19 protein-coding genes and 1 pseudogene are annotated in these 19,829 nt (G+C 60.1%); 11 read left to right on the top strand and 9 right to left on the bottom strand.

Going from position 1 to position 19,829, the window contains the following annotated elements; translation table 11 throughout:
* From G9U53_RS24650 to G9U53_RS24680, 7 genes and pseudogenes are all read left to right on the top strand, one after another.
* Window positions 1-182: pseudogene (locus G9U53_RS24650) on the top strand (DUF389 domain-containing protein); the annotation flags it as partial.
* Between the two features lie 425 nt (window positions 183-607).
* Window positions 608-1,984, top strand: a complete 1,377-nt coding sequence (locus G9U53_RS24655; RefSeq protein ID WP_165639314.1) for an MBL fold metallo-hydrolase — start codon at window positions 608-610, stop codon at window positions 1,982-1,984.
* A 289-nt stretch (window positions 1,985-2,273) separates the two neighbouring features.
* Window positions 2,274-4,427, top strand: a complete 2,154-nt coding sequence (locus G9U53_RS24660) for an MMPL family transporter (protein ID WP_165639315.1) — start codon at window positions 2,274-2,276, stop codon at window positions 4,425-4,427.
* 114 nt (window positions 4,428-4,541) lie between these two features.
* Window positions 4,542-4,811, top strand: a complete 270-nt coding sequence (locus G9U53_RS24665; RefSeq protein WP_064074840.1) for a metal-sensitive transcriptional regulator — start codon at window positions 4,542-4,544, stop codon at window positions 4,809-4,811.
* Between the two features lie 48 nt (window positions 4,812-4,859).
* Window positions 4,860-5,087 carry a DUF2892 domain-containing protein gene (locus G9U53_RS24670; RefSeq protein ID WP_207624572.1) on the top strand — a complete coding sequence of 76 codons (228 nt, stop codon included), beginning with the start codon at window positions 4,860-4,862 and terminating at the stop codon, window positions 5,085-5,087.
* A gap of 40 nt (window positions 5,088-5,127) precedes the next feature.
* A complete protein-coding gene (locus G9U53_RS24675; RefSeq protein ID WP_165639316.1) occupies window positions 5,128-5,535 on the top strand; it encodes a DUF302 domain-containing protein in 408 nt (135 codons plus the stop codon).
* A gap of 52 nt (window positions 5,536-5,587) precedes the next feature.
* Window positions 5,588-6,367 (top strand): sulfite exporter TauE/SafE family protein, encoded by a 780-nt coding sequence (locus G9U53_RS24680; protein WP_165639317.1) that lies wholly within the window; start codon window positions 5,588-5,590, stop codon window positions 6,365-6,367.
* A 1,100-nt stretch (window positions 6,368-7,467) separates the two neighbouring features.
* Here the strand turns inward: G9U53_RS24680 and G9U53_RS24685 are convergent.
* Window positions 7,468-7,896, bottom strand: coding sequence for a hypothetical protein (locus G9U53_RS24685; protein ID WP_165639318.1), 429 nt, complete (start codon window positions 7,894-7,896; stop codon window positions 7,468-7,470).
* Between the two features lie 62 nt (window positions 7,897-7,958).
* Window positions 7,959-8,147: a hypothetical protein gene (locus G9U53_RS24690; RefSeq protein ID WP_165639310.1), complete on the bottom strand. Its 189-nt coding sequence runs from the start codon at window positions 8,145-8,147 to the stop codon at window positions 7,959-7,961.
* 456 nt (window positions 8,148-8,603) lie between these two features.
* On the opposite strand from G9U53_RS24690, the gene G9U53_RS34045 reads away from it, so the two are divergent.
* Window positions 8,604-8,738, top strand: a complete 135-nt coding sequence (locus G9U53_RS34045) for a hypothetical protein (RefSeq protein WP_256065141.1) — start codon at window positions 8,604-8,606, stop codon at window positions 8,736-8,738.
* Between the two features lie 568 nt (window positions 8,739-9,306).
* Here the strand turns inward: G9U53_RS34045 and G9U53_RS24695 are convergent.
* Window positions 9,307-9,477, bottom strand: coding sequence for a hypothetical protein (locus tag G9U53_RS24695; RefSeq protein WP_207624573.1), 171 nt, complete (start codon window positions 9,475-9,477; stop codon window positions 9,307-9,309).
* Window positions 9,478-9,602: 125 nt separating this feature from the next.
* Complete coding sequence (locus G9U53_RS24700) at window positions 9,603-9,980, bottom strand: hypothetical protein (RefSeq protein WP_165639320.1); 378 nt, start codon at window positions 9,978-9,980, stop codon at window positions 9,603-9,605.
* 2,512 nt (window positions 9,981-12,492) lie between these two features.
* Between G9U53_RS24700 and G9U53_RS24710 the strand changes: the two genes are divergently transcribed.
* The 3 genes from G9U53_RS24710 (at window position 12,493) to G9U53_RS24720 (ending at window position 15,657) form a co-directional block, all read left to right on the top strand.
* Window positions 12,493-13,272 carry a hypothetical protein gene (locus G9U53_RS24710; RefSeq protein ID WP_165639322.1) on the top strand — a complete coding sequence of 260 codons (780 nt, stop codon included), beginning with the start codon at window positions 12,493-12,495 and terminating at the stop codon, window positions 13,270-13,272.
* Between the two features lie 770 nt (window positions 13,273-14,042).
* Window positions 14,043-14,267, top strand: a complete 225-nt coding sequence (locus G9U53_RS33625) for a hypothetical protein (protein WP_242692704.1) — start codon at window positions 14,043-14,045, stop codon at window positions 14,265-14,267.
* Window positions 14,268-15,255: 988 nt separating this feature from the next.
* Window positions 15,256-15,657: a VOC family protein gene (locus G9U53_RS24720; protein WP_165639324.1), complete on the top strand. Its 402-nt coding sequence runs from the start codon at window positions 15,256-15,258 to the stop codon at window positions 15,655-15,657.
* A gap of 899 nt (window positions 15,658-16,556) precedes the next feature.
* On the opposite strand, the gene G9U53_RS24725 is transcribed toward G9U53_RS24720, so the two are convergent.
* From G9U53_RS24725 to G9U53_RS24745, 5 genes are read right to left on the bottom strand one after another with little or no spacing between them, the layout of a single operon-like run.
* On the bottom strand, window positions 16,557-16,790 hold the full coding sequence (locus tag G9U53_RS24725; protein ID WP_165639325.1) for a ferredoxin: 234 nt from the start codon (window positions 16,788-16,790) through the stop codon (window positions 16,557-16,559).
* Window positions 16,787-18,004: an NADH-ubiquinone oxidoreductase-F iron-sulfur binding region domain-containing protein gene (locus G9U53_RS24730; protein ID WP_257233702.1), complete on the bottom strand. Its 1,218-nt coding sequence runs from the start codon at window positions 18,002-18,004 to the stop codon at window positions 16,787-16,789. Before G9U53_RS24730 ends, G9U53_RS24725 begins: the two co-directional genes overlap by 4 nt.
* A gap of 1 nt (window position 18,005) precedes the next feature.
* Entirely contained in the window at window positions 18,006-18,563 is a 558-nt protein-coding gene (locus tag G9U53_RS24735; RefSeq protein WP_165639326.1) for a ferric reductase-like transmembrane domain-containing protein, read from the bottom strand.
* Window positions 18,564-18,565: 2 nt separating this feature from the next.
* Window positions 18,566-19,507 (bottom strand): FAD:protein FMN transferase, encoded by a 942-nt coding sequence (locus G9U53_RS24740; protein ID WP_165639327.1) that lies wholly within the window; start codon window positions 19,505-19,507, stop codon window positions 18,566-18,568.
* Window positions 19,504-19,779, bottom strand: a complete 276-nt coding sequence (locus tag G9U53_RS24745) for a hypothetical protein (RefSeq protein WP_165639328.1) — start codon at window positions 19,777-19,779, stop codon at window positions 19,504-19,506. Before G9U53_RS24745 ends, G9U53_RS24740 begins: the two co-directional genes overlap by 4 nt.
* Between the last annotated feature and the right edge of the window lie 50 nt (window positions 19,780-19,829).

The following is a 19,829-nucleotide window of genomic DNA, read 5'->3' on the forward strand; positions in this document are numbered from 1 at the left end:
TCGTTGCGGTCTTCGCAGGTAAGTGGAATGTCGTGCTGAGTTCGCTGGCTCAGCTCGGTGTCAATCTGATCGGTATCGTGCTCGCTGGAGTAGTTGTGCTGCTGCTGTTCTCGTTGCCCCGATCCGGTCGCCAATGGAAATCAGTCACGCGCCGGGACGCCAGGCCGGGCACATCGCCGTAGGCGCCTGACCCACTGCCGGAACTGGACTTTCGAGGCTTCAGGCTGACAGCTGTCTTGCGGATCGGTGGGAATGTCTGCGCCGACAAACGTCGCGACAAACAGATCCGGCAGAGTGGGCTTTCAACTTTGCAGTCGCCTTCGGTGCGGCGGTGATGGGGATATTCGCCTGGCCGTCGCTGTGGGTGTTACTGCTGGCTCAGTTCGTCCACGGTGCGGCCATTCTTGTACTCAACGCCGGCGTCGCATGATCGCGCCCCCTGACGTGATCCCATCCAGTTTTCCGAAACCGGCTCCGCGCCCGGACATCTTTCTTGTCGGTATTTCCGATTCGCACTAGTTATACCCCCAGGGGTACTTGACATACCCTGGGGGGTATATGGCAACCTGTGTGCATACCATCCTCCAGATCCAGGAAAGGTTGTTTGATGATCCTCGAGCAGTACTACATCGAGTGCCTCTCGCATGCGTCGTACCTGATCGGTGACGAGAGCACCGGCCGTGCCATCGTGGTCGACCCGCGCCGCGACATCACCGAATACCTCGAGGATGCAGCCCGCTACGGTCTGATCATCGAGGGTGTCGTCAACACGCACTTTCATGCGGACTTTGTCTCTGGCCACCTCGAATTGCTCGAGGCGACCGGTGCGTGGATCGGCTTCGGTGAAACCGCGGACACGGACTACCCGATCCGCCGACTGCGGCATGGCGAACACCTGACGTTGGGGGAGGTGGACATCGAGATCCTCTCCACCCCAGGTCACACATGGGAGTCGATCAGTCTGCTGGTGCGAGAGGATTCAAATCCCGCGCCTTCCGCTGTGCTGACCGGGGATTCGCTGTTCATCGGCGATGTCGGTCGCCCTGACCTTGCAAACCTCGGCGACGGCACCAACACCGACCTGGCTCGGGCGATGTACCGCACAGTCCACGAGACGCTGCTGACCTTGCCCGATGAGGTGACCGTGATGCCGGCCCACGGCGCAGGATCGTCCTGCGGCAAGAACCTCTCCTCCGAGTTGACCTCCACCATCGGCGAGCAGCGCCGCACGAACCCGTCGGTGCAGCCGATGAGCGAAGATACGTTCGTTGCTCTGATCACCGACGGTCAGCCTGCGGTGCCGCGGTATTTTTCTACCGATGTGACCCTGAACAGGTCGAATCACGCTCTCCTCGAACAAGATCGGCGCATACCCGAGCTGACGCCGGAGGAGCTCCGGACGGAAATGGCCATCGGAACTCGCATTCTCGACGCCCGCACTCCTGACGACTTCGCCGGCGGGCATCTGCGCGGCTCGATCAATGTCGGATTCGACGGCAGGTTCGCTGAAACCGGTGGCATGGTCGCCGATATCGGCGAGCGCATCGTACTCGTCACCTATCCGGGTGAGGAACAAGATGCGGCGATGCGTTTGGCGCGCATCGGATCCGACAATGCAGCCGGGTACCTCACTGTCGACGTCGACGGAATCTTTCCGAACTCGCTCACCGACCTTGTCCGTACCGCGCCGCGTACTGCTGTGGTCGAACTGGAGGGGCTCCTGGATTCGGATGCAGTGACCTTGATCGACATCCGAAATCCCGGCGAGCGCGACTTCGGGGTCATCGACGGTGCGCAATCGATTCCGCTCGCCCAGCTCCGCTCCCAGATCGCGGACCTTCCACGTAGCCGGCCCATCGTCGTGCACTGCGCTGGCGGTTGGCGCTCGTCCGTCGCTGCATCACTGTTGCGGGCCGACGGCATCGAGAACGTCAGCGATCTGGTCGGCGGATACACGGCCTGGATCGAGCGGTCGTCCGAATAGTGCCTGATCACTGAAACTTTCGTGCCTCATAGGCGGCACGGCGTCTGACAAGGAGAAATCAGATGTGTTACCCCACGACATGTTCTTCCTGCTCCAAGATCACCTGGGCAGGGTGCGGCCAGCATTCCGAGCAGGTCATGGCAGGTGTCCCGAAAGTGCGGCGCTGCACCTGCACTCCTGCTCCTGATTCGGGTTCCGGGTTCTTTCGGTCTCTTTTCGGCCGCTGACCGGTGCGCCGGACGCTGCTGCGCACGCCACCCCCATTCGCCACATCTTCAGGAGTCAATCAATGACTGGCAAATCTACTGTCGAGGAACGCGTTACGTCGGCGTCTCGATCCCCCGGCGGAGTGCTCGGACGTATGGGCGCGGCCATGGCAGGCAATGCTAAATGGGTGATCGGTGTCTGGCTGATCGTCCTCGTCGCCCTCGGCGCCGCCGCACCATCGGTGTTCAGTTCCCTCGCGGGCGCCGGGTGGCAAGCCAACGGGTCCGAATCGGTCCAGGTCCGCGAACTGGCACAGGAGCACTTCGTCGGTAACTCCTCGGCCGCGGTCCAGGTCGTGGTCCATTCCGACGACCGAACCGTCGACAGTCCCGACGTGCAGCGCACCATCACCGCGGTCGCGGATGTCTTCGCCGGGGACACCCGTTTCGGTGCGATCATCGCACCGCAACCGGGAATGTCCATCAGCCCGGACGGACACACCGGAATTCTCATCGCGGGCGCGAACACGTCCACCGACGAGATGGTCAAGGCCGTCGACGATCTCAAGGGCCAATTGACCGCTCTGTCCGGTGACGGCATCGAGGTCTACCCGACCGGTGCTTCGGCACTGTGGAGTGATTTCAACAAAGCGAACCACGACGCGATGATTCAGGCCGAACTGTTCTCCTGGCCGGTCACCCTCGCGATCATGGTGCTCGCGTTCGGGTCCCTCGTCGCCGCAGGGCTGCCGTTGCTGTTGACCCTGGCCGGACTCGTCGCCTCCGCAGGTGGCCTGGTCCTGCTCAACCAGGTCACTCCGATCTCGGTGTGGGCGATGAACTTCGCGATGATGTTCGCTCTCGCCCTCGGTATCGACTACGCGTTGTTCATCGTCGCCCGCTTTCGCGACGCGATCGCGCACGCCACCTCCAAGCAGGCAGCTGTGGCGGAAACCATGGACACCGCAGGCAAAGCCGTTGTCCTGTCCGGAATCACAGTGCTGGTCAGTTTGTCTGCCGTCCTTCTCGTTCCGGCCCCCGCGGTGCGGACGATGGCGATCGGCATCATGCTCGCCGTCTTCTTCGTCCTTCTAGCCTCGATGACTCTGTTGCCAGCAGTGCTCGGGAAACTCGGCACCAAGGTCAATGGTGGATCCCTGCCCTACGCCAAGCGGCAAGAACACCGCTCGCCGAAGTTCGCCGCATGGGGTGAACTGCTGCACAAGCACCCGTGGCCGTTCGCTATCGGTTCTGTCCTGGTACTGATCGCGCTGTCGATCCCGGTGCTCGGTCTCAAGGTAGCGATGCCTTCCATCGAAGTCGTCCCCGCCGACGCCCCGGTCCGCCAAGGATACGAACTCGTCCAGGCCCAGATGGGAGAGGGTGCACCGGGCATGTTGCAGATCATCGCTCCCGCCGCCGAAGCCTCGCAGACGGCGCAGACTGCTTCCTCGGTCGACGGCATCGCCATGGTCACTCCGCCGCAGCCCGCCCCGGACGGCAGTGACTATGTGATGCTGCAGGCCATGCCGACCGTCGACCCATCGGATGCACAGATGGGCACTATCCTCGACACCTTGCGTGCGGACCTCCCCTCGGGTGCGGTCGTGGGCGGCGCACCGGCGGAGAACCTCGATCTGCAGCAAGCGCTGAACGACTACTTCCCACTCATAGTCGGCATCGTCCTGGTACTCGGGTTCGTGTTGCTTCTGGTGGCGCTGCAGGCGCCGTTGATCGCCATCCTCGGTACCGTGGTCAGCCTGCTCTCCACCGCAGCCGCATTCGGGGTCGCGAAGTTGATCTTCCAGGACGGGCACGGTGCATCCCTGCTCGGCTTCACTCCGCAAGGCTTCCTCGACGGCTGGGGGCCGGTGTTCTTCTTCGCAATGATCTTCGCGATCGCCATGGACTACACCGTGTTCCTCCTCGCCACGGCAAAAGAACACTACGAACGATCCGGGGACCCGAAGGTTGCCCACATCGCAGGTTTGGCTCATTCCGGACGAGTGATCTTCGCCGCCGCCGCGGTGATGGTGGCAGTGTTCTTCACCTTCGCGCTCGCTGACCCGCTACCGCCGAAGGAAATGGGCATCATTCTCGGTGTTGCTGTCCTACTCGACGCGGTCCTGATCCGGCTCATCCTGTTGCCGGTGCTCCTGCGGTTGACCGGACATGCCGCGTGGTGGTCCCCGGCGTGGTTGCGAAAGGTATTGCCCAACATGAGTTTTTCGCACTGACAGGGTCCGGGGGTGGTTCGGCAGCTGTGACGCACAGATCTCCCGAACCACCCACATGGGAATACCCATAGGGGTATATTTGAGGTTGCTGATTCACCTTCGGAAGGAAATCCCATGGTCGGCGACGACGACAGCATCGCATTGGTACTCAACCGGCTCCGCCGTGCTCACGGTCAACTCGCCGGGGTGATCTCGATGATCGAACAGGGCCGCGACTGCAAGGACGTGGTCACCCAACTCGCTGCGGTTTCGAGTGCATTGGATCGCGCCGGCTTCAAGATTGTCGCTACCGGTCTGCGTGAATGTATGACCGGTGATACTGCGAACGGCAAGGAACCGATGACCGAAGCCGAACTCGAAAAGCTCTTCCTCGCGCTCGCCTGAGGCCGAGGCGACGATCGGGGACAACGAACGGAAAGGACGACACAGATCATGACAGCTCTCCCTCGGCACCACGGCTGGACCATCGAACGGATCGTTCCCCTGCTGGGCGGGGTGGTCGTCCTGCTCAGTGTGGCGTTGACCCTCATCTTCTCCATCTGGTGGCTGCTTCTTACCGCGTTCGTCGCCGCGAATCTCCTGCTCTACAGCGCAGTGGGGTGGTGCCCGATGAGCCTGATACTTCAACGCCTCGGCATCCCACGTTTCGGCGCCCGCTGACCGATCCCAGGCCCCCAATCCCGGAAGAAGGACGTAGATCATGCAACTCGCTCTCACGGCCACCCTGAACACCACCTTCGACGACGCCGTCGAACGCACCCGCAAAGCCCTGGCCGATCAGGGCTTCGGGATACTCACCGAGATCGACATGAAAGCGACCCTCAAAGCCAAACTTGACGAAGACATCGAGGATTACCTCATCCTCGGCGCCTGCAACCCGCCATTGGCGCATCGCGCCGTCGACGTCATGCGTCAGATCGGGCTACTGCTGCCGTGCAACGTCGTCGTGCGCGCCGACCGCACCGCAACGAACAGCGTCATCGTTGATGCGATGAACCCCGCCCTCATGGCCGAAGTCACCGGCGAGCCGGCACTGCAGGCAGTCGCCGACCAAGCGAGCACCAGACTGCAAGCTGCGCTCGATTCACTTACCACGCAACCACACTGACTCGTGACCACGCGGAAGACAGCCGGCTACCAATAAACGGAAACGGAATCCGATGACCCTCGCAATCGCACTCGCGGCCGGCGCTGTCATCGGCATCCTTCTCGGACTCCTCGGCGGCGGCGGATCCATCCTCGCCGTACCGGTCCTGGTGTTCGGCCTCGGCCTCGGCATCGACCAGGCGATCCCAATCTCACTGATCGTGGTCGGCGTCGCTTCTGCCGTCGGAGCCATCCCGAAAGTGCGTGCCCACCTGGTGCAGTGGCGGCTGGCCGCTGTGTTCGCCGCTGCAGGTATCCCCGCAACCTTCCTCGGTAGTGCCCTCGGGCGACTGCTCCCGCAGTCCGTTGTCATGATCGGGTTCGCCGCGGTCATGATCGTAGCCGGTGCTCGTATGCTTGCCGACCGCGGCGATATTGGGACCGCCTGCCGCATAGGTGATTCCGGTATCAATTGGCGTCGCTGCGCACCTCGTGCGATCCCAGCCGGATTCGCCGTCGGCGTTCTGACCGGACTCTTCGGCGTCGGCGGTGGATTCCTCATCATCCCCGCCCTGGTCCTGATGTTGGGAATAGACATGCAGATCGCGATCGGAACCTCGCTTCTGATCATCGTCGCGAACTCCGCCGCCGGGTTGCTCTCACATCTCGGTAGCGGCGTCGCCATCGATCCGGCCATCACGATCAGTTTCACCGGAGCTGCGATCGTTGCCTCCTTGGTCGCCGGACAATTCGGCAACCGCACCGACACCGGAAAACTTCAACACTGGTTCGCATACCTGGTATTTGCGGTTGCGGCCTACATTCTGTTCGATACTCTCGTTGTGATTTGGTGACGCCGTGATACGTGAGGGAACCGTACTTGTGCGGAACTCCCTCTTCTGTGAGGGATTCCGATGCTTCGTATTGGTGACCGTGCGCCGTGCACACCATTCGGTGTATCTATTTTCGGCGTATAGGGCGAGGCATCGGCAACCGATAGCGCCGGGTGGGAGTGGTAGGCGTCCCCCTGCAGGTGCCCACGTCGGAGATATATCGACCCTCCTTCCCGGGTAATCGTTCCGTACTCGCGGCCGTTCCACCGCCCAACTCGCCGACTCTTGTGCAAGATGAGTGGGGCTCGAGGTATCGCCACTAAGGTCGACATAGGGCGAAGGGTATGTAGTGTGGCTGATTGAGCCGACGTGGCCAAGGTCGATACGTGAGTATCCCAACGCTGGATGGATGGCAGTCGCCACGGTTTCAAATCGTTCTTCATCAAACACACTATGCTGTATGGGGTTCTCGCAGGATCATCGAATATCGTGGTCGAGTACGGAGAGATCTGTTCGCAGTGCTGCCGCGTCTTCAGCACCACGACCAGGCCGGTATCAGACGTAGTCAACACGAAGCGGTCACCGCTCGATCGAGAGCGTGCCGAGAGCGCGGAATAACTAAGGCCCTGCCGAGACCGGAGCGCAGTTGTTTATTTGCCGTCTTCGAACGACGCTGGTTGTGCGAGCAACGCTATACCTGTACCCGCGTCGGTGGTCAGTGGGAGCGCCCCGACTGCACGCTGCCAGCGGAAAGGTGACGCCTTCCTGGCAGTCTTCGGCGTCCCCCGAAATGAACTCTGCTGCGATTCATTCTGTGAAAGACATTGATTCTATTCCTGACCGTTTCGACCGGCGGTTACCGCGAACCGCAAGGCAGCCACATTGCTGCGGTGGATTTGGTAGAGGTCGGCTTCGCAGTCTGACGGTCAGAGACGGCCTGTCGTTCGGAAGAAGCTGGTGGCGGCAGCGGTGTCGGTCATGCCGCACACATCGTCTGTGAGGCCGGTTTCTATGTCGACGGAACTTCCCGTACTTTGTCCGGTGGCGCCGTCCCTGATGTTGACTCCAGCTGTGCAGGAATCATTTTCGACCACGGTGTAGTTTCCGTAATCGCATTCTCGCTATCCGAGTACGGTCCTATTAGCTTCCTTCAGGTTGAGGCTGGCGATGAAGTGGTCGCTGTACTCGGAGAGGTTGTTGGAGAGTTGGTTGGATCTTTCTTGATGTCGCAGCTGATCACGAGGGTGCCTTTGGTGGTGAAGGTGGATTGCCGGCAGTTTTCGGAGGCACTGCTCAGGGCTGTGGGGGGCAGCTTTGATGGCGTCGGTGTTGGCGACCTGTCCGGCAGCGGCGGTTGAGGGGGTGGTGCCGGCGGCTGCTGCTGGGTTGTCCGCGTTCGTGTCGTTGGCTGTGGGACGCAGAAGGATGGGGGCTGCCACGGTTGCGGCAATGACGACGAGAGTGCCGGCGGCGGCCGCTGTCAGGTATTCGAGTTTCTTGCTGCCGGACGTGTTGGGCGCGTGAGGACTTCGAGTGGTGGAGGCGGTCATAGTGAAGGTGGAGTGCACGTGCCTCGGTGCCGGGGGGGGAGCGGGTGGTTGGCATGACTTCGTTAAACGCCGGCACCGATCAGTGCGCTATGCGCGACCACTGTTTTCGGGTCGCCGAGCGTCGCGATCGGCCCCAGGGTGGAGAGGCATTGACGGACCAGTGGGATCCGCGACGAACCGCCGCTCAGATAGCGAGCGGAGAGTTGGCTGGGATGGGTGGTGCCCGCGTCGGTGAGGGTTTGACGTGTCAACGCGACTGCGTGGTCGACGGCTGGTCGAGTCTTAGTTGCTTCTGAACTCTGCGCCCGTGGACAATGGAACGCAACGATGATGGGTCTCCCTTGTGTGAGGTACTGGCAGGTGTCGTTGTCGAGCGTATTCTGTGCAACTTAAGTACTAATGCACCCCTTGTAAAGGTGCTGAAACTACGACTTAAGTCGGAACAATTGAGATAAATCGCGAAAACTGGCACGAGTTCTAAAACAGTGTCTACGGTTACATCCACATCGTGATCGCTCGGCCCTAGATCCCGTCCTTCGGGTGACGGAAATTCTTACCGGCGACATACGACTGTCCGTTGCGAAGGAGTGGGAAATGTTAGTTCCGTTCTTGCAGGCGATTCTGAATTTCGCCTACGGGTCAATCGATGCCGGCGGGGCCGTCATTGACGGGCTCACTGGAATCTCGAGCGAATAGGAGGATGCGACATGAATTCATCTGATCTGGGTTCGGTCTCGGCACTCTTGCCCATGATGCTGACCGCCTTCAAGTCCATCATCACGATGCCTGTTGCGCTCTCCGTGGACTTCGGTCTCGACGTCCCGTTCAATCCGTTCAAATAGTTTAGGAGGGAACAAATGGGTTCCTTGGAAGATGTTTTCGGTCTTTTCACCGGGTCACTGTCAGCGATCCACATCAGCTTCTTCGAGATGCTGACCGCATTGTCGAGTGACGGATGGGTGAAGGAATGACCTTCCGATCCGACTACTCGCGACTTAAGGAGGTGAGTATCTAATGCTTTTTTCCTTCTTGAGTAATGCTCTGGGTTCGCTTCGAGATGTCAGCGGCTTGGCGGTGATGGGAAGCATGATGATTCCCTCGTTCAGCGCGGAATAACCTGATACGCGGGTCGGCTCGTCGATAGGTGACGATCCGGCCCGCATTTTCTGTTGTGATTACGATTTGAAAAGCCGATACCTCGGATTATCTCCGAAGTATCGGCCTGCGTTCAGCAGAAGAAGCTGAGCGAACCAATTGCGGGGTTCTGCGAAACTGGCCGGCATCTCCGACGTTGCCGGCGGCGACTGACAGGTCTTGAAGTAAGAGGATAGCGTCCGTTGTCAGTTCGGAACTTCTCCTGGTTGGATACTCCCGTTGACGTCAAGTGTCTTGTGCAGGTGACTCTTTCATTCATGCGCGGTAGCGTGATGCGGACTCGTAGTTCGGCTTGGTGGCCCGTTCTGTCCGCGAGATCGTTGTCAGAGAGACGTGGAAATGATCGGCGACGGACTGCGTGGACAGGCCGCCGTTGGGTCGGAGCGGCCGAAGACCGTCGGAGCGCGGAGCCGTCGGCGGATCCACGAGCAACGTGCAAATCTCACGGGCAGTGTGATGTTTGAGGCATCGCTGGATCTTCGTCAGCGATTTCCCTTCCACTGGTCGACGTGCGCCGTAGGCGCGCTATCGCATGTCGCTACTGGTATGGATCATCGCGATCCGCCAGAGCGCATTGTCGGCATGACGATCTCCGCCGCGGTTGTGCTTTCTTGAGGACGCGTCGATCGGAGAGATCCGCACAGGGCGGCGAACAATGGGTCACTGCGTAGTCTTTCGGGATTGTCGCCTGTGGTGATGATCAGTGTGGATGCGCTGTTGACGCCGATCGGTGCGGCGAGCAGGACAAGGTTGACTCGGCGCACGAGATCGGTGAGTTCGCTTCGAAGCCGGTTCATTTCTTTGCCCTGAGTGATCACCTGACGGGACAACAACCGTAGCGTCGAGTTGGCCGCCTCCCGAGGATCAGCAGATGCGTCCTGTCCGACTCGCACCGTCGCGCAGTGGTGCAACAAGGCTCCGGTTGTCATTGATTCGAGCCGATCACGTAAGTCGCGAGGGGCGCTGACGATGACATTGCGTAGCGAATTAGTTGGTGCCGGAGAGTGTCAACGCAATTTCAGACCAACTGCTGCGAAGTGACCGGCTCGTTTCGATCGTCCGCCGTGTGACTTCGGGAAAACGCGTGCGGTTTCAGAAAGTACGGACCTCTCCGGCGCCTCCCCATCGATCGAATCGGTCCCGCCTCGCAAACGCTGCGCCTGCCGATTGGGTGGTTCATGTCGACCCCTCGAAGCCTTGGCTGCGCAGAAGCCCGGTCACGGCGGCGCCATACGAACCGGTGCCCTCGACTCCGATCCGAATCACCAGACCAATCGACGAAAACGAATGCAGCAGAGCCTTGTACCCCGTGGCTGTCGTCGCTGCAGTGAAATGTCCAGCAGTCACCCCACGTGATCGATGACTGCGATGAGATAAGAATCGAGGGGGACACCGGCTCGACGTACGTTGCAGCCGAAAGCCACGAACGGCAGGCAACGAGCACCGACAGATGCAAACAAGGCCACAGTTCGGTCAGTCGACCTTCGAGTCAGATTCAGCTCGACGCGATCACCAGGGCTAGCGTTGGCATCTCGACCGACCTCAAGGTCTATTACCCACCTCGGAGTGCAGACCGAGCCTCGCTGAAAGGCTTCGATTCATGCCACGACCGTATCCGCCGGAGCTTCGATTCCGGGCCACAACCCTTGTCCGAGCTGGCAAACCGATCATCATCGCCGCATACGAACTCGGCGTCAGCGCCGCCGCGCTCCACACGTGGGTTCGCCAAGGTCGGGGCGAACGGCCAAGTCACCAGAACAGAATCTGCGCAGCTGACATAAGAGAGTAAACGCATCCGCGAGCTCGAAATCGAAGTCAAAACTCTCCGAACTGCCGCGGCGCTGGTCGGGGAGAACCGCTCGGCCCCAGAAGGGTTCACCCGATGTTCGGCATGCTCGTCGACGCCGGGCCCCGTGAACGGTTGTTGCCGGCTTTGGGTGTCAGCAACCTCGGCTAGTGTATCTACAAGATCCAGCCGCTGTCACCCGACATGAATACGCGAACAGCGGCTCACCGGGCTGATCGGAGAACTCCACGCTGATCGGAGAACTCCACACAGCCTCGCACAAGCCTACGGGTCTTGATGTGTCCATGCGGAGCACACGCGCAGTATGGACATCGCGGTCAGCGAAAACCTCGTCGGCGAACTCATGAGGCTCGTCGGCGTGGCTGGCCCGCCTGGACGGGCCAAGACCAACGGTTGAAAGGGCGTCGCGACGGCGGACGATCTCGTGCACCGGAAGTTTCATCCTATCGCGCCAAATAACTTGTGGGTCAATGTAATTGCCGGAATTTTTCGCGGAAAAGAACTGTACTGCGGCACGGTACTTGACATGTTCATCCAGAAGATCGCTGGCCGGTCGATCGATAACTGCCAAGGCGCGACGCTGATATCGAGTGACTTGGAATGTCGCGACCAAGAATCGGAAACTGCCTCCCCGGGTGCATTGTGCACGCCGCTTGTGGGTGTTCAGTTCACGTTCTGGATCTTTACCAGTGGGATCTGTTCCGCGGCTTTGGTCCCCTCATTCGGCACCTCCGGCGACGGGCAGTCACACCGTCCGCCTAAGGGGCCGGGTCGCCAGAGCGACGAATCCACTGACCTGTCGGGAGTGAAGTGCTGGTTGGGCGGTGAATGAGGTCGAGTCGCTGTTCTGATGCGGTCGTAGTAAGACGGATCGGCACGCGCGAAGGCGACGTAACGCAGGTCCAACGGTTAACCTCCCGGTCAGTCCCCCTGCGGCTGGTAGTCAATTCGTGCCACATCCGAATCCCTTGTGGCTTGGATTGCCTGTGGCAGAAGAGTATCCGATTTCGGTCATTTCGGACGAGATTTGCAAACTATCGACCAAGAGCACTAACGGATGGCCGGGGCGGCCAGGTTGACTCGCGCGATCCCGCGAAGGATCACATGGCAACACGAGCGCGGAATGAATCGATCTCCCGCGGAGTCAATTCGGTTACCTTGTCTGCCAATTCTGTTCGACTGTTCGACCGGTTCTCCGACTTCCAGTGGAGGCGAAGGCCCTGGCGTTGCGTCTAAAGTATGAACTTTTCGCTTTTCCTTGACTTTGTCGGCGAAATGAGAAAACTGGTACCTGTTCTAGGGTTTCGGGATGTGAAAACCATTCTCGCCGGCACTGGACGCAGGATGTGATTCTTCAGCATCGCTGCGAAGGCTTACCCATATATCGATCTTCTTGCCGCCGACCATGTGGACTTTGCTGAGCTGAAATCTGCTCTCAGGCTGTCCTGCAACGGTATTCGAATATTTCTCGCCTTCGGGATGTGTCTCCCCGGAATGGCGCTGTACCCGAGTTCGTTCTGTCTACGTGTAGGGAGGAGGAGATTTTCTTTGTGATGATGTCGCGATTCGAAATCGATTGCGATATTTCATCTTGTTGAACGTCAATCGTTTCTCAATGAAAGAAAAGGATCACAATGACTGTATCTCTCGCTCGGCGTGCCGGAACTACTGCTGCGATCTCTGCGGCAGCATTAGGGCTGGTGTTTGCGGCAACGGTGCCGGCGTCGGCCCATAGCGTGACGACGAATTACAACAACGCATGCATGGGTGACCCCAATTCGCTCATTGCGGGCAATGTTCACCAGCCGCTTCAGGCTCACTCCATGTCGGTTGCGCACTCGTCGTCGACGCCGGGCACCTACACGATTCAGCCAGGCTCGCAGACTGTTCCGACCAGTGGCGGTGGCGCAACCGTCATCAATCTGAATCGATTGAACCTCGTATTCAAGATCGATCCGGTGACCTTCACGTCTGCGTCCATCGTCTCCGGGACGGGTAGTGGATTCAGTGGCACTCCGGTAGTCACGCGAGTAAATGCAAGTGGTGCTGCGGACGCTGCAGGGTCGTACCTTTCACTCAACGGGGGAGTCGGAACAACGATTGCGGGTGCGAGTCCGGGCGGCTCGAATACCTCTGATGCGGGTTTGACCGCGCTTGCCGGCGCGACCTTCACGCTACCTTCGGTTCAGGTTGTCACGACTTCCTCCAACCCTGCGGTTTACATCAACACCGACGGTGATGCCGGGAAGTACGCAAACCCGAAGAATTACATGACGTTCCTGTCGAAGGCGACACTGTTCGGAACTCAGTACGCCCCGACGATGTGCTTGGCGACGGATGTTAACCCGCGAACCGACGCGAATATCGGTTCGGTTCTTGCCCCTAACGGTGGCGCGGGCAATCTGCACCCATGATTGCGGGCGCGGGTGCCGCGCGTCGAGTCGATGTGACTTCCCGGGTGCGCTGAATATGCAGCGTCGAAATGCTCGGTGAGAAGTTGCCCCATGCCCGTTCGGGCGTGGGGCAACTTTCGTTCTTTCGGCGACTTCACTGCTGAATTGCGGCCTCGAGCTGATCGATTCTCCGTGACGGGTGTGTCAGCGGGTCGGTAACCCTTCAATGGTCGCTAAGTCGAGGCATTCCCTCCCGATCTCGGTCCTGCACTCGGCGCCACGTCACCCGTCCAGCTCCGGATATTCGATCGAAAGATCGAGTACGTTCCGGCGGAACTCGGCGAATGGCACGTGGACCCCGGGCATATCAAAGTTTACTGACCCGGCGGTGCAACTCAGCGTCAGTCAGGTAGGGGAGAGCTTGATTCGGTCCTGCCGGATGGATGTGGGGAGGCTGAACGCAAACCAAAATTCGGTGACCGCGACGTGCCGTCCAAGTGTTTACAGATACCGCAGTATCTTGCGTTTGTCGTTTGCCCGATACGCGGTCTTCGACGAACGCAAGCAAGATTGCCGTGGCACCTGGAGAATGCTATTGACCTGTATCGGAGGTGAGGCCGCGCCTATCTGGGTGCCTGTACTGCTCCACCTACGACTCTATCGTCGAACGAAGATCGTCGGTGCGCAGCATTGAATGCCTGAATGATCTGCTTCGTGATCCCTCCGGACGGGGACACTGCATAGTTATGAATCTTTGCCCAGCTGAGTAAGGCCTGCAACTGCTGCTCGGTATGTCCGAAATCGAGGGGCTTTTCGACACCTCGGGATTCTGCATCGACGGCCTTGGCGTCGATCCGTTGTGCACAAGCGATGTATCGCCGGAGAACGGCTTTCAACCTTTCCGCATTGGTTGGCCTCAGATCGATCACGTAATCCGTTCCGCGGAAGGAGAATTCAATTCTCTCGTTGACCTCATGGGCGACGGGCATCCCGTCGAGATCGTCGACGCACTGTAGAATCAGTCTCTCCACCAAGACGCAATCCTCCGAGTTGTCTGCTAGATCCTCAGCGTATTCGTCAACTTTAGCGTGGACGCCCACCGGGTCTAGGACTTCACGGCAACTGTCTCCCAATAAAGGCTATGTGACGGCGAAGCTTACCGGTTCCGGTTTCGTCAGAGAATTTGCGGGCAGCAAGGGATCGTCCCCTCGGACAGACGTGACCATGTAAGTCCGCGGGGCCACCTGACTGCGTGCCCGCTGTTCCGGCAGAGGTGCGGTTGATCCGTCCGGTTGTTACTAACGAGCGACCGGACGGATCGCCCATGTTTGCAATTTGAATGGGCGGGGCATTAGTGGTTTGGTCCATCGGATGAACCCCACCTGTTCTCACCGGTGGACCGCTGATCTGCGTGTCGAACTTTCATCGGTCCCGACACGCATGGTCCGCCGACGGGATGTTCACAGCTGATGTCGGCGGACCTCCAAGACGGCGCGCCCGTCCCTGACTATTCGTACGCGCCGACCACGGAGCTGCGGTCACGCTTCGGTGCCGGTGGGCACCTGGTCCGAGCACGCCGCAATCGGACCGCTCGCACCGCTCCGGTTCAGCGTGCGGCCCGGAGCGGACCACCGAGAACCGCGTGCCGCCTGAGTGGGCTAGGTCGGGCACGCATGGCTCAACCGGGGCGGCCGGACAGCCGCGATCCGGTTGGGCCACCTCTTGCCCAGTCGGCAGGGATCGGCAGACTAGGAAATCGTGCAGCACCGAAATCCTGATCACACCCCAGATCTGACCGCGGCTCTGTCGCTGAGCCCCCAGCGGACATGACGAAGCGGCCGGTGCCTACAAGGGCATCCAGCGGATTCACAAGCTCGGTGCCCGCCTCGCGACTCTCGGGAAGTGGCCGCTCGGAGCGGGGCATGTGCACAAGAACGCAGGTAGGGCCGTCGCTGTAGGGTGACTTTCTGGAGACGTTTACGGTGATGAATGAGGTGCACAACCATGGGATTCTCGGTCGAGCGGTTTGACCACATCGTGATCAATTGTCACGACGTAGACGCCACAGCCCAGTGGTACGCGACAGTACTCGGAATGACGATCGAGCGATTCGGCCCCACGGCACGCACTGCGGTGAAGTTCGGAAATCAGAAGATCAATTTGAGGCCTCTCGGAACGGTGGAGCAAGACCCGGGCTGGACCACCGGTGCCGTCGCGGCGGCAGGTTCCGAGGATTTGTGCTTCGTCACGTCGGCTTCGCCGGATGCTGTCAGTGCCCACCTGGAGAGCTGTGGGGTGGAGGTGCTCGACGGGCCCGTGACCAAGCTAGGTGCCCTCGGAGAGATGGTGTCGCACTACTGTCGGGATCTGGATGGCAATCTCATTGAGATTGCCGTCTACCCGTGAACTGAGCACGTCGAGAATGGCTTACCGTCGTGGCAACACGGCCCGATGCTGCCTCAGTCGCGGTCGCGTATTTCGAAGCAAGCATTTGTCGGTGAGCGTCGTTGGCAGTGTGTCTGTCGTTTCGGGTACCGCGTGACTGTCGAACCCCGCTTCGCTGTGTTCAGGCGGTAATGCGTTGAGGGAGCTGACTCTGGCCTGCTCGGCCGGAGGAGCGAGGTGGCGTCGCGAAGGGCGAGCTGCAGCGGTCGAAGATCGAAGCGGTTTGCACGATTTCGCCTCGGTGGCACAGTGGGACGTCCGGATGCGGAATCACCGTTCGATTCACGCTAGTACTATCGAGTTCCGATATCGATATGCGAAGGGTGGGGTGATGAAAGAATTTCAGAGGGCCGCTGTGCGGCTTCACCTCTTTGGCGGAATTGGCACGTGAAGTGCTCGGCCCGTCGTGGCCTGAGAACTGATCTCACCGAACAGGTTTCGTGGTCCTGCGGCGTGGGGCGGCAAGTCGGGCCGAAACACCGATTTAGAGACAGCCCCGCGTGTTCGAGAAATTCGCATATCACGGAAATCCGTGAGCACTGTGCCCGTCGTCGTGACCGAACCTGGACGTGACTGTGTCCAGGGCGGCTGTCGGCTTTTGATCACCGTGTTCGAAAGCGGCATATCGATTGCTCGACCAGAGCATGCACTCAATGAAGGTTCTTGCGCAGAGCCACCGCGTCGGTGCGCGCCGCCGACGCCAATGCGGGAGTGACCGGACGGGACCCCGCACTAGTCGCAGCGCGGATTCGATACGCGCCGACAGCTCGTCGATCTTCGAATATGGCTGGGCCAGAAGCGCTCTCGCCTGCGTTCCTGCACGACGTTGTACTCGTTCGTTGTTGACGTGGCCAGGCATTCTATCGGTCCGGTCGCGAGATAATCCGTAATGATGCTCGGGGACACAGTTTGACGGCGCGTTGAGCGTCCGTTTCGAGTTCGGTGGGGATGTGTGGCTCACGTCGGCGATCGCGTGGGAGTGGATATCCCCATTCGTCACGCGTCAGCAGGGTCGGCAGCAACTCTGTGCACAGTCCTCGACCTTCACACGTAGTCCAATCGATGTGTAGGACTTTGGGCGTTCTTGTGCTCATGATGCTGCTCCCATCCGTGTGCCGACCTCGCAGGCTCCTGCAGCGTGCATTCGGAGATCGTGCTGGAAAACGCGAAGGGAACTCCTCACGAATCTCACTGTCCCGTCCGGATGTTTGCATGCCCCACGCCCTTCGATCAGATCCGCCAGATATCGGATCGACTCCTGGGTGTAGGCCGCCCCTGAGCGATAGGCAATATCGGACAACGCGCGTGCCATTCGGGGCATTCCGTTGATGCACGGTCCACACTGACGAGCGCCTTGATCGGCGAGATACTCAACGATGTCGGCTGAAGTCTTCAGACCACACCTTGCGTGACCCAGTACGTGAATGACTCCGGCGCCGGGCGAAGCACCGACCGTCGCCAAAGCCGTTGTTGTCATGTTTGTGGTCGGCAAGTCTTGCGCATCCACCCAACCTCCGTGAAACCCGCCGACGAGGACTGCTCTGATCGACGGAGTATCAGTACGTGAATACTGGGTCACCAACTGATCCAATGGAATTCCCATCGGGATCTCGACGACACCACTCACGGTCACATCACCTGACAGGGTGATCAAGGTGGTCCCCGACGCGCCGCCCAGCCCTCGCGTGCGAAACCACTCGGGTCCGTATCGCGCGATGAGTGCGATGTGTGCCAGTGTCTCGACATTGTGAACCACGGTGGGTCGACCGTTCAGCCCCGCCACGGTGCTGTGTACCGAACGGTCTCGAGGAAGGGGTGCTCGGCCTTCGATCGTTCCGACTACCGCGGACGTTTCGCCGCTGATAAATGTCTTCGGTGAAGCCACGAGTGTGACCAAGGGCTCGGTCAGCCCGGCAGTCCTTCTTTCTTGCAACGCATTCCGGAGGAAGTGAAGCTGCTGGGATCCTGCGTACAGGTATGTTTCTTCGCTTCCGCACTCGTGTGCGACGAGTTGTAGGCCGTCGAGGACGAGGTGCGGCGCACGTTCGAGTAGTACTGCATCCTTGTCGCTGAGCGGTTCGCCTTCGCTGCCGTTTGCGATAACCACAACACGCCGTCCAGTTACGGAATCGAGTTTTCGCGCAGTGGAAAATGCCGCCCCACCTTTCCCGTGGAGACCCGCATCGGCGAGCTGTCGGCTCAAGGTACCCCGTGACGAGCGTGGGTTGTGGCCGTGGAGGGCCGTGTGGGTGGCTAGATCGGGTGAGCATGCGGCGAGAAGGCCGGCATCGGTAGATTCGGTTGTCACGTCATGTCCCTTCTCGGAGGCGCAGGGTCGAGAATTCGACGAAGTCTGTCCGGATTCGCCAGAGAACTGCTCCGGTCACCGCGACGGCTGATCCGATGGCGATGGCGAGAAACCATGTGTGTCCAGAGTCCGTTCCGTTTCCCAGTCCGTGCGCGAACGCGATCGGCCAGAGAGCGTACGCGCTCCAATGAACGAGTCGAAAAGTGCTGTTGCCTATGCGATTTCGCAGCAGTCCTGTCAAGGACACCGCGAACAGAACATCGAACGCAAGGGTGCCCAGTCCGAGCCAGAAGGCACGATAGTTGCCCAGGAAGGGGAAGGCGAAGTCGACGAGTTTCAGTTGTACGTACGGATCGGCCAACAGTGCCAGCATGTGTACGACTACGAGGATCACCCCGATCAAGGCGGCGGCCCTGTGTACGTTCTGCACGCCGAATCGAGGTAGTCCCGGTAGAGCCCTACCGGACCGCGTGACGATTCCGAGAATCATCGACACAGTCAAGAATACGAGAGCGGTGATACCTGTCCCTCGACCCAATGCCCACAGTGCTTCGTCCACGACTAGGGTTGCCTTCTGCCGGTGCCGACCGCATCGTCCGTCGGCCATCCGTTCAGTAGGCGGACCGCACCTGCACGATCCACCAGTCGCGCCGGTAGCCCGGTGTTCAGGAGGTTCCGTGCACCTTCGAAACCTCGGACGATGCAGGCGGTGCTCGCGAGGTTTGCGGACACACAACTGTCCGCGCCGACGGTGACTGTCTGCCATGCGGCATCAACGCTGGTGCCGCTCCGCGGATCGACTATGTGGTGCACGTGTCTACCATTTTGCGACCATCGACGCTTCCTGGTGCTCGATGTAGCGATGGATGTCCCGCCTGGAATGGCGACCGTATCAGCCGGGGCGTCGTGGCCGTCTTGGACGAGGACGATCCACCCACCGTCCGGCGCCGGTCCGGCGGTAGCGATGTCTCCGCCGAGGCACACAAGCACACCGCAGTCGAGTGACATGCTGACGGCGTGTGCACATTCGTCTGCTGCAAGTGCCTTTGCCGTTGCCCCGAGGTCGAGTTGGACGCCCGAGGGAACTGTGACTGTTTGTCCGTCGAGCCTGACCGAGGTCCACTGCGGAGTAGACACGAAGGACGTCTTGATCGGTACGTCCCTGCCTTCGATCAGCGCGAAATCGCGGTCGTATCCGAGCGCGACGACAGCTGTACCGATGGTCGGGTCGACGGCTCCGTCAGTGCGCTCGGCGCCATCGAGTGCTGTCTGGATCAGCCGGGCAAGCGTGCTACTCACTTCGACCGGTAGGCCTGTCGACTTTTCGAGAGCTCGAATCTCTGAATCGTCACGAAATCGACTGCATGCCAATTCTATTTCGAGAAGGCGCTCGTCGATGATCGACCTGGCCGATTGAATCGCCTCGGGTTTTGTCACCACGACCGTGGCTTCGAGGCCCCACACCCTCCACATGGAACTCGCGACGATCGGGGAGGTGGTCACGATCCGGCCGATCGAGCGTGGGGAGTGGAACTTCCGCTCGACATCTTTGGTGCCGCCGCGGGTGAGGTAGTTGTCGATTGCGAGTTCGGAGTCGAACTGCCGTCAGGTGGACTGCTCGATTGCTTGGTTTCGTCTGTGGTCGCTGTGATCGGCGTGGCCTGCGTATCCGAATAGGCGAGTACTGTTCCGCCGACAACGCCCACGACTCCGAATGCCACGAGGGTCCCGGTGACGATTCGGGTGCGTCGAAATCCGTCTTCCGGTGTTTCCATCTGATGCCTGCTCTCGAAGGTTCGATTGAGAACTCAACAATCGGCCGAGG

The organism is Rhodococcus sp. D-46 (genome assembly GCF_011290655.1).
GTDB lineage: Bacteria > Actinomycetota > Actinomycetes > Mycobacteriales > Mycobacteriaceae > Rhodococcus_F > Rhodococcus_F qingshengii.

Bases quoted from the DNA above. Each gene is read 5' to 3' on its own strand.
- G9U53_RS24725 (WP_165639325.1), bottom strand. From the start codon at position 16,790: ATGAGCACAAGAACGCCCAAAGTCCTACACATCGATTGGACTACGTGT.
- G9U53_RS24675 (WP_165639316.1), top strand. From the start codon at position 5,128: ATGCAACTCGCTCTCACGGCCACCCTGAACACCACCTTCGACGACGCC.
- G9U53_RS33625 (WP_242692704.1), top strand. From the start codon at position 14,043: ATGTCCGAAATCGAGGGGCTTTTCGACACCTCGGGATTCTGCATCGAC.
- G9U53_RS34045 (WP_256065141.1), top strand. From the start codon at position 8,604: ATGAATTCATCTGATCTGGGTTCGGTCTCGGCACTCTTGCCCATGATG.
- G9U53_RS24660 (WP_165639315.1), top strand. From the start codon at position 2,274: ATGACTGGCAAATCTACTGTCGAGGAACGCGTTACGTCGGCGTCTCGA.
- G9U53_RS24685 (WP_165639318.1), bottom strand. From the start codon at position 7,896: ATGACCGCCTCCACCACTCGAAGTCCTCACGCGCCCAACACGTCCGGC.
- G9U53_RS24745 (WP_165639328.1), bottom strand. From the start codon at position 19,779: ATGGAAACACCGGAAGACGGATTTCGACGCACCCGAATCGTCACCGGG.
- G9U53_RS24720 (WP_165639324.1), top strand. From the start codon at position 15,256: ATGGGATTCTCGGTCGAGCGGTTTGACCACATCGTGATCAATTGTCAC.
- G9U53_RS24670 (WP_207624572.1), top strand. From the start codon at position 4,860: ATGACAGCTCTCCCTCGGCACCACGGCTGGACCATCGAACGGATCGTT.
- G9U53_RS24665 (WP_064074840.1), top strand. From the start codon at position 4,542: ATGGTCGGCGACGACGACAGCATCGCATTGGTACTCAACCGGCTCCGC.
- G9U53_RS24700 (WP_165639320.1), bottom strand. From the start codon at position 9,980: ATGACAACCGGAGCCTTGTTGCACCACTGCGCGACGGTGCGAGTCGGA.
- G9U53_RS24710 (WP_165639322.1), top strand. From the start codon at position 12,493: ATGACTGTATCTCTCGCTCGGCGTGCCGGAACTACTGCTGCGATCTCT.
- G9U53_RS24680 (WP_165639317.1), top strand. From the start codon at position 5,588: ATGACCCTCGCAATCGCACTCGCGGCCGGCGCTGTCATCGGCATCCTT.
- G9U53_RS24655 (WP_165639314.1), top strand. From the start codon at position 608: ATGATCCTCGAGCAGTACTACATCGAGTGCCTCTCGCATGCGTCGTAC.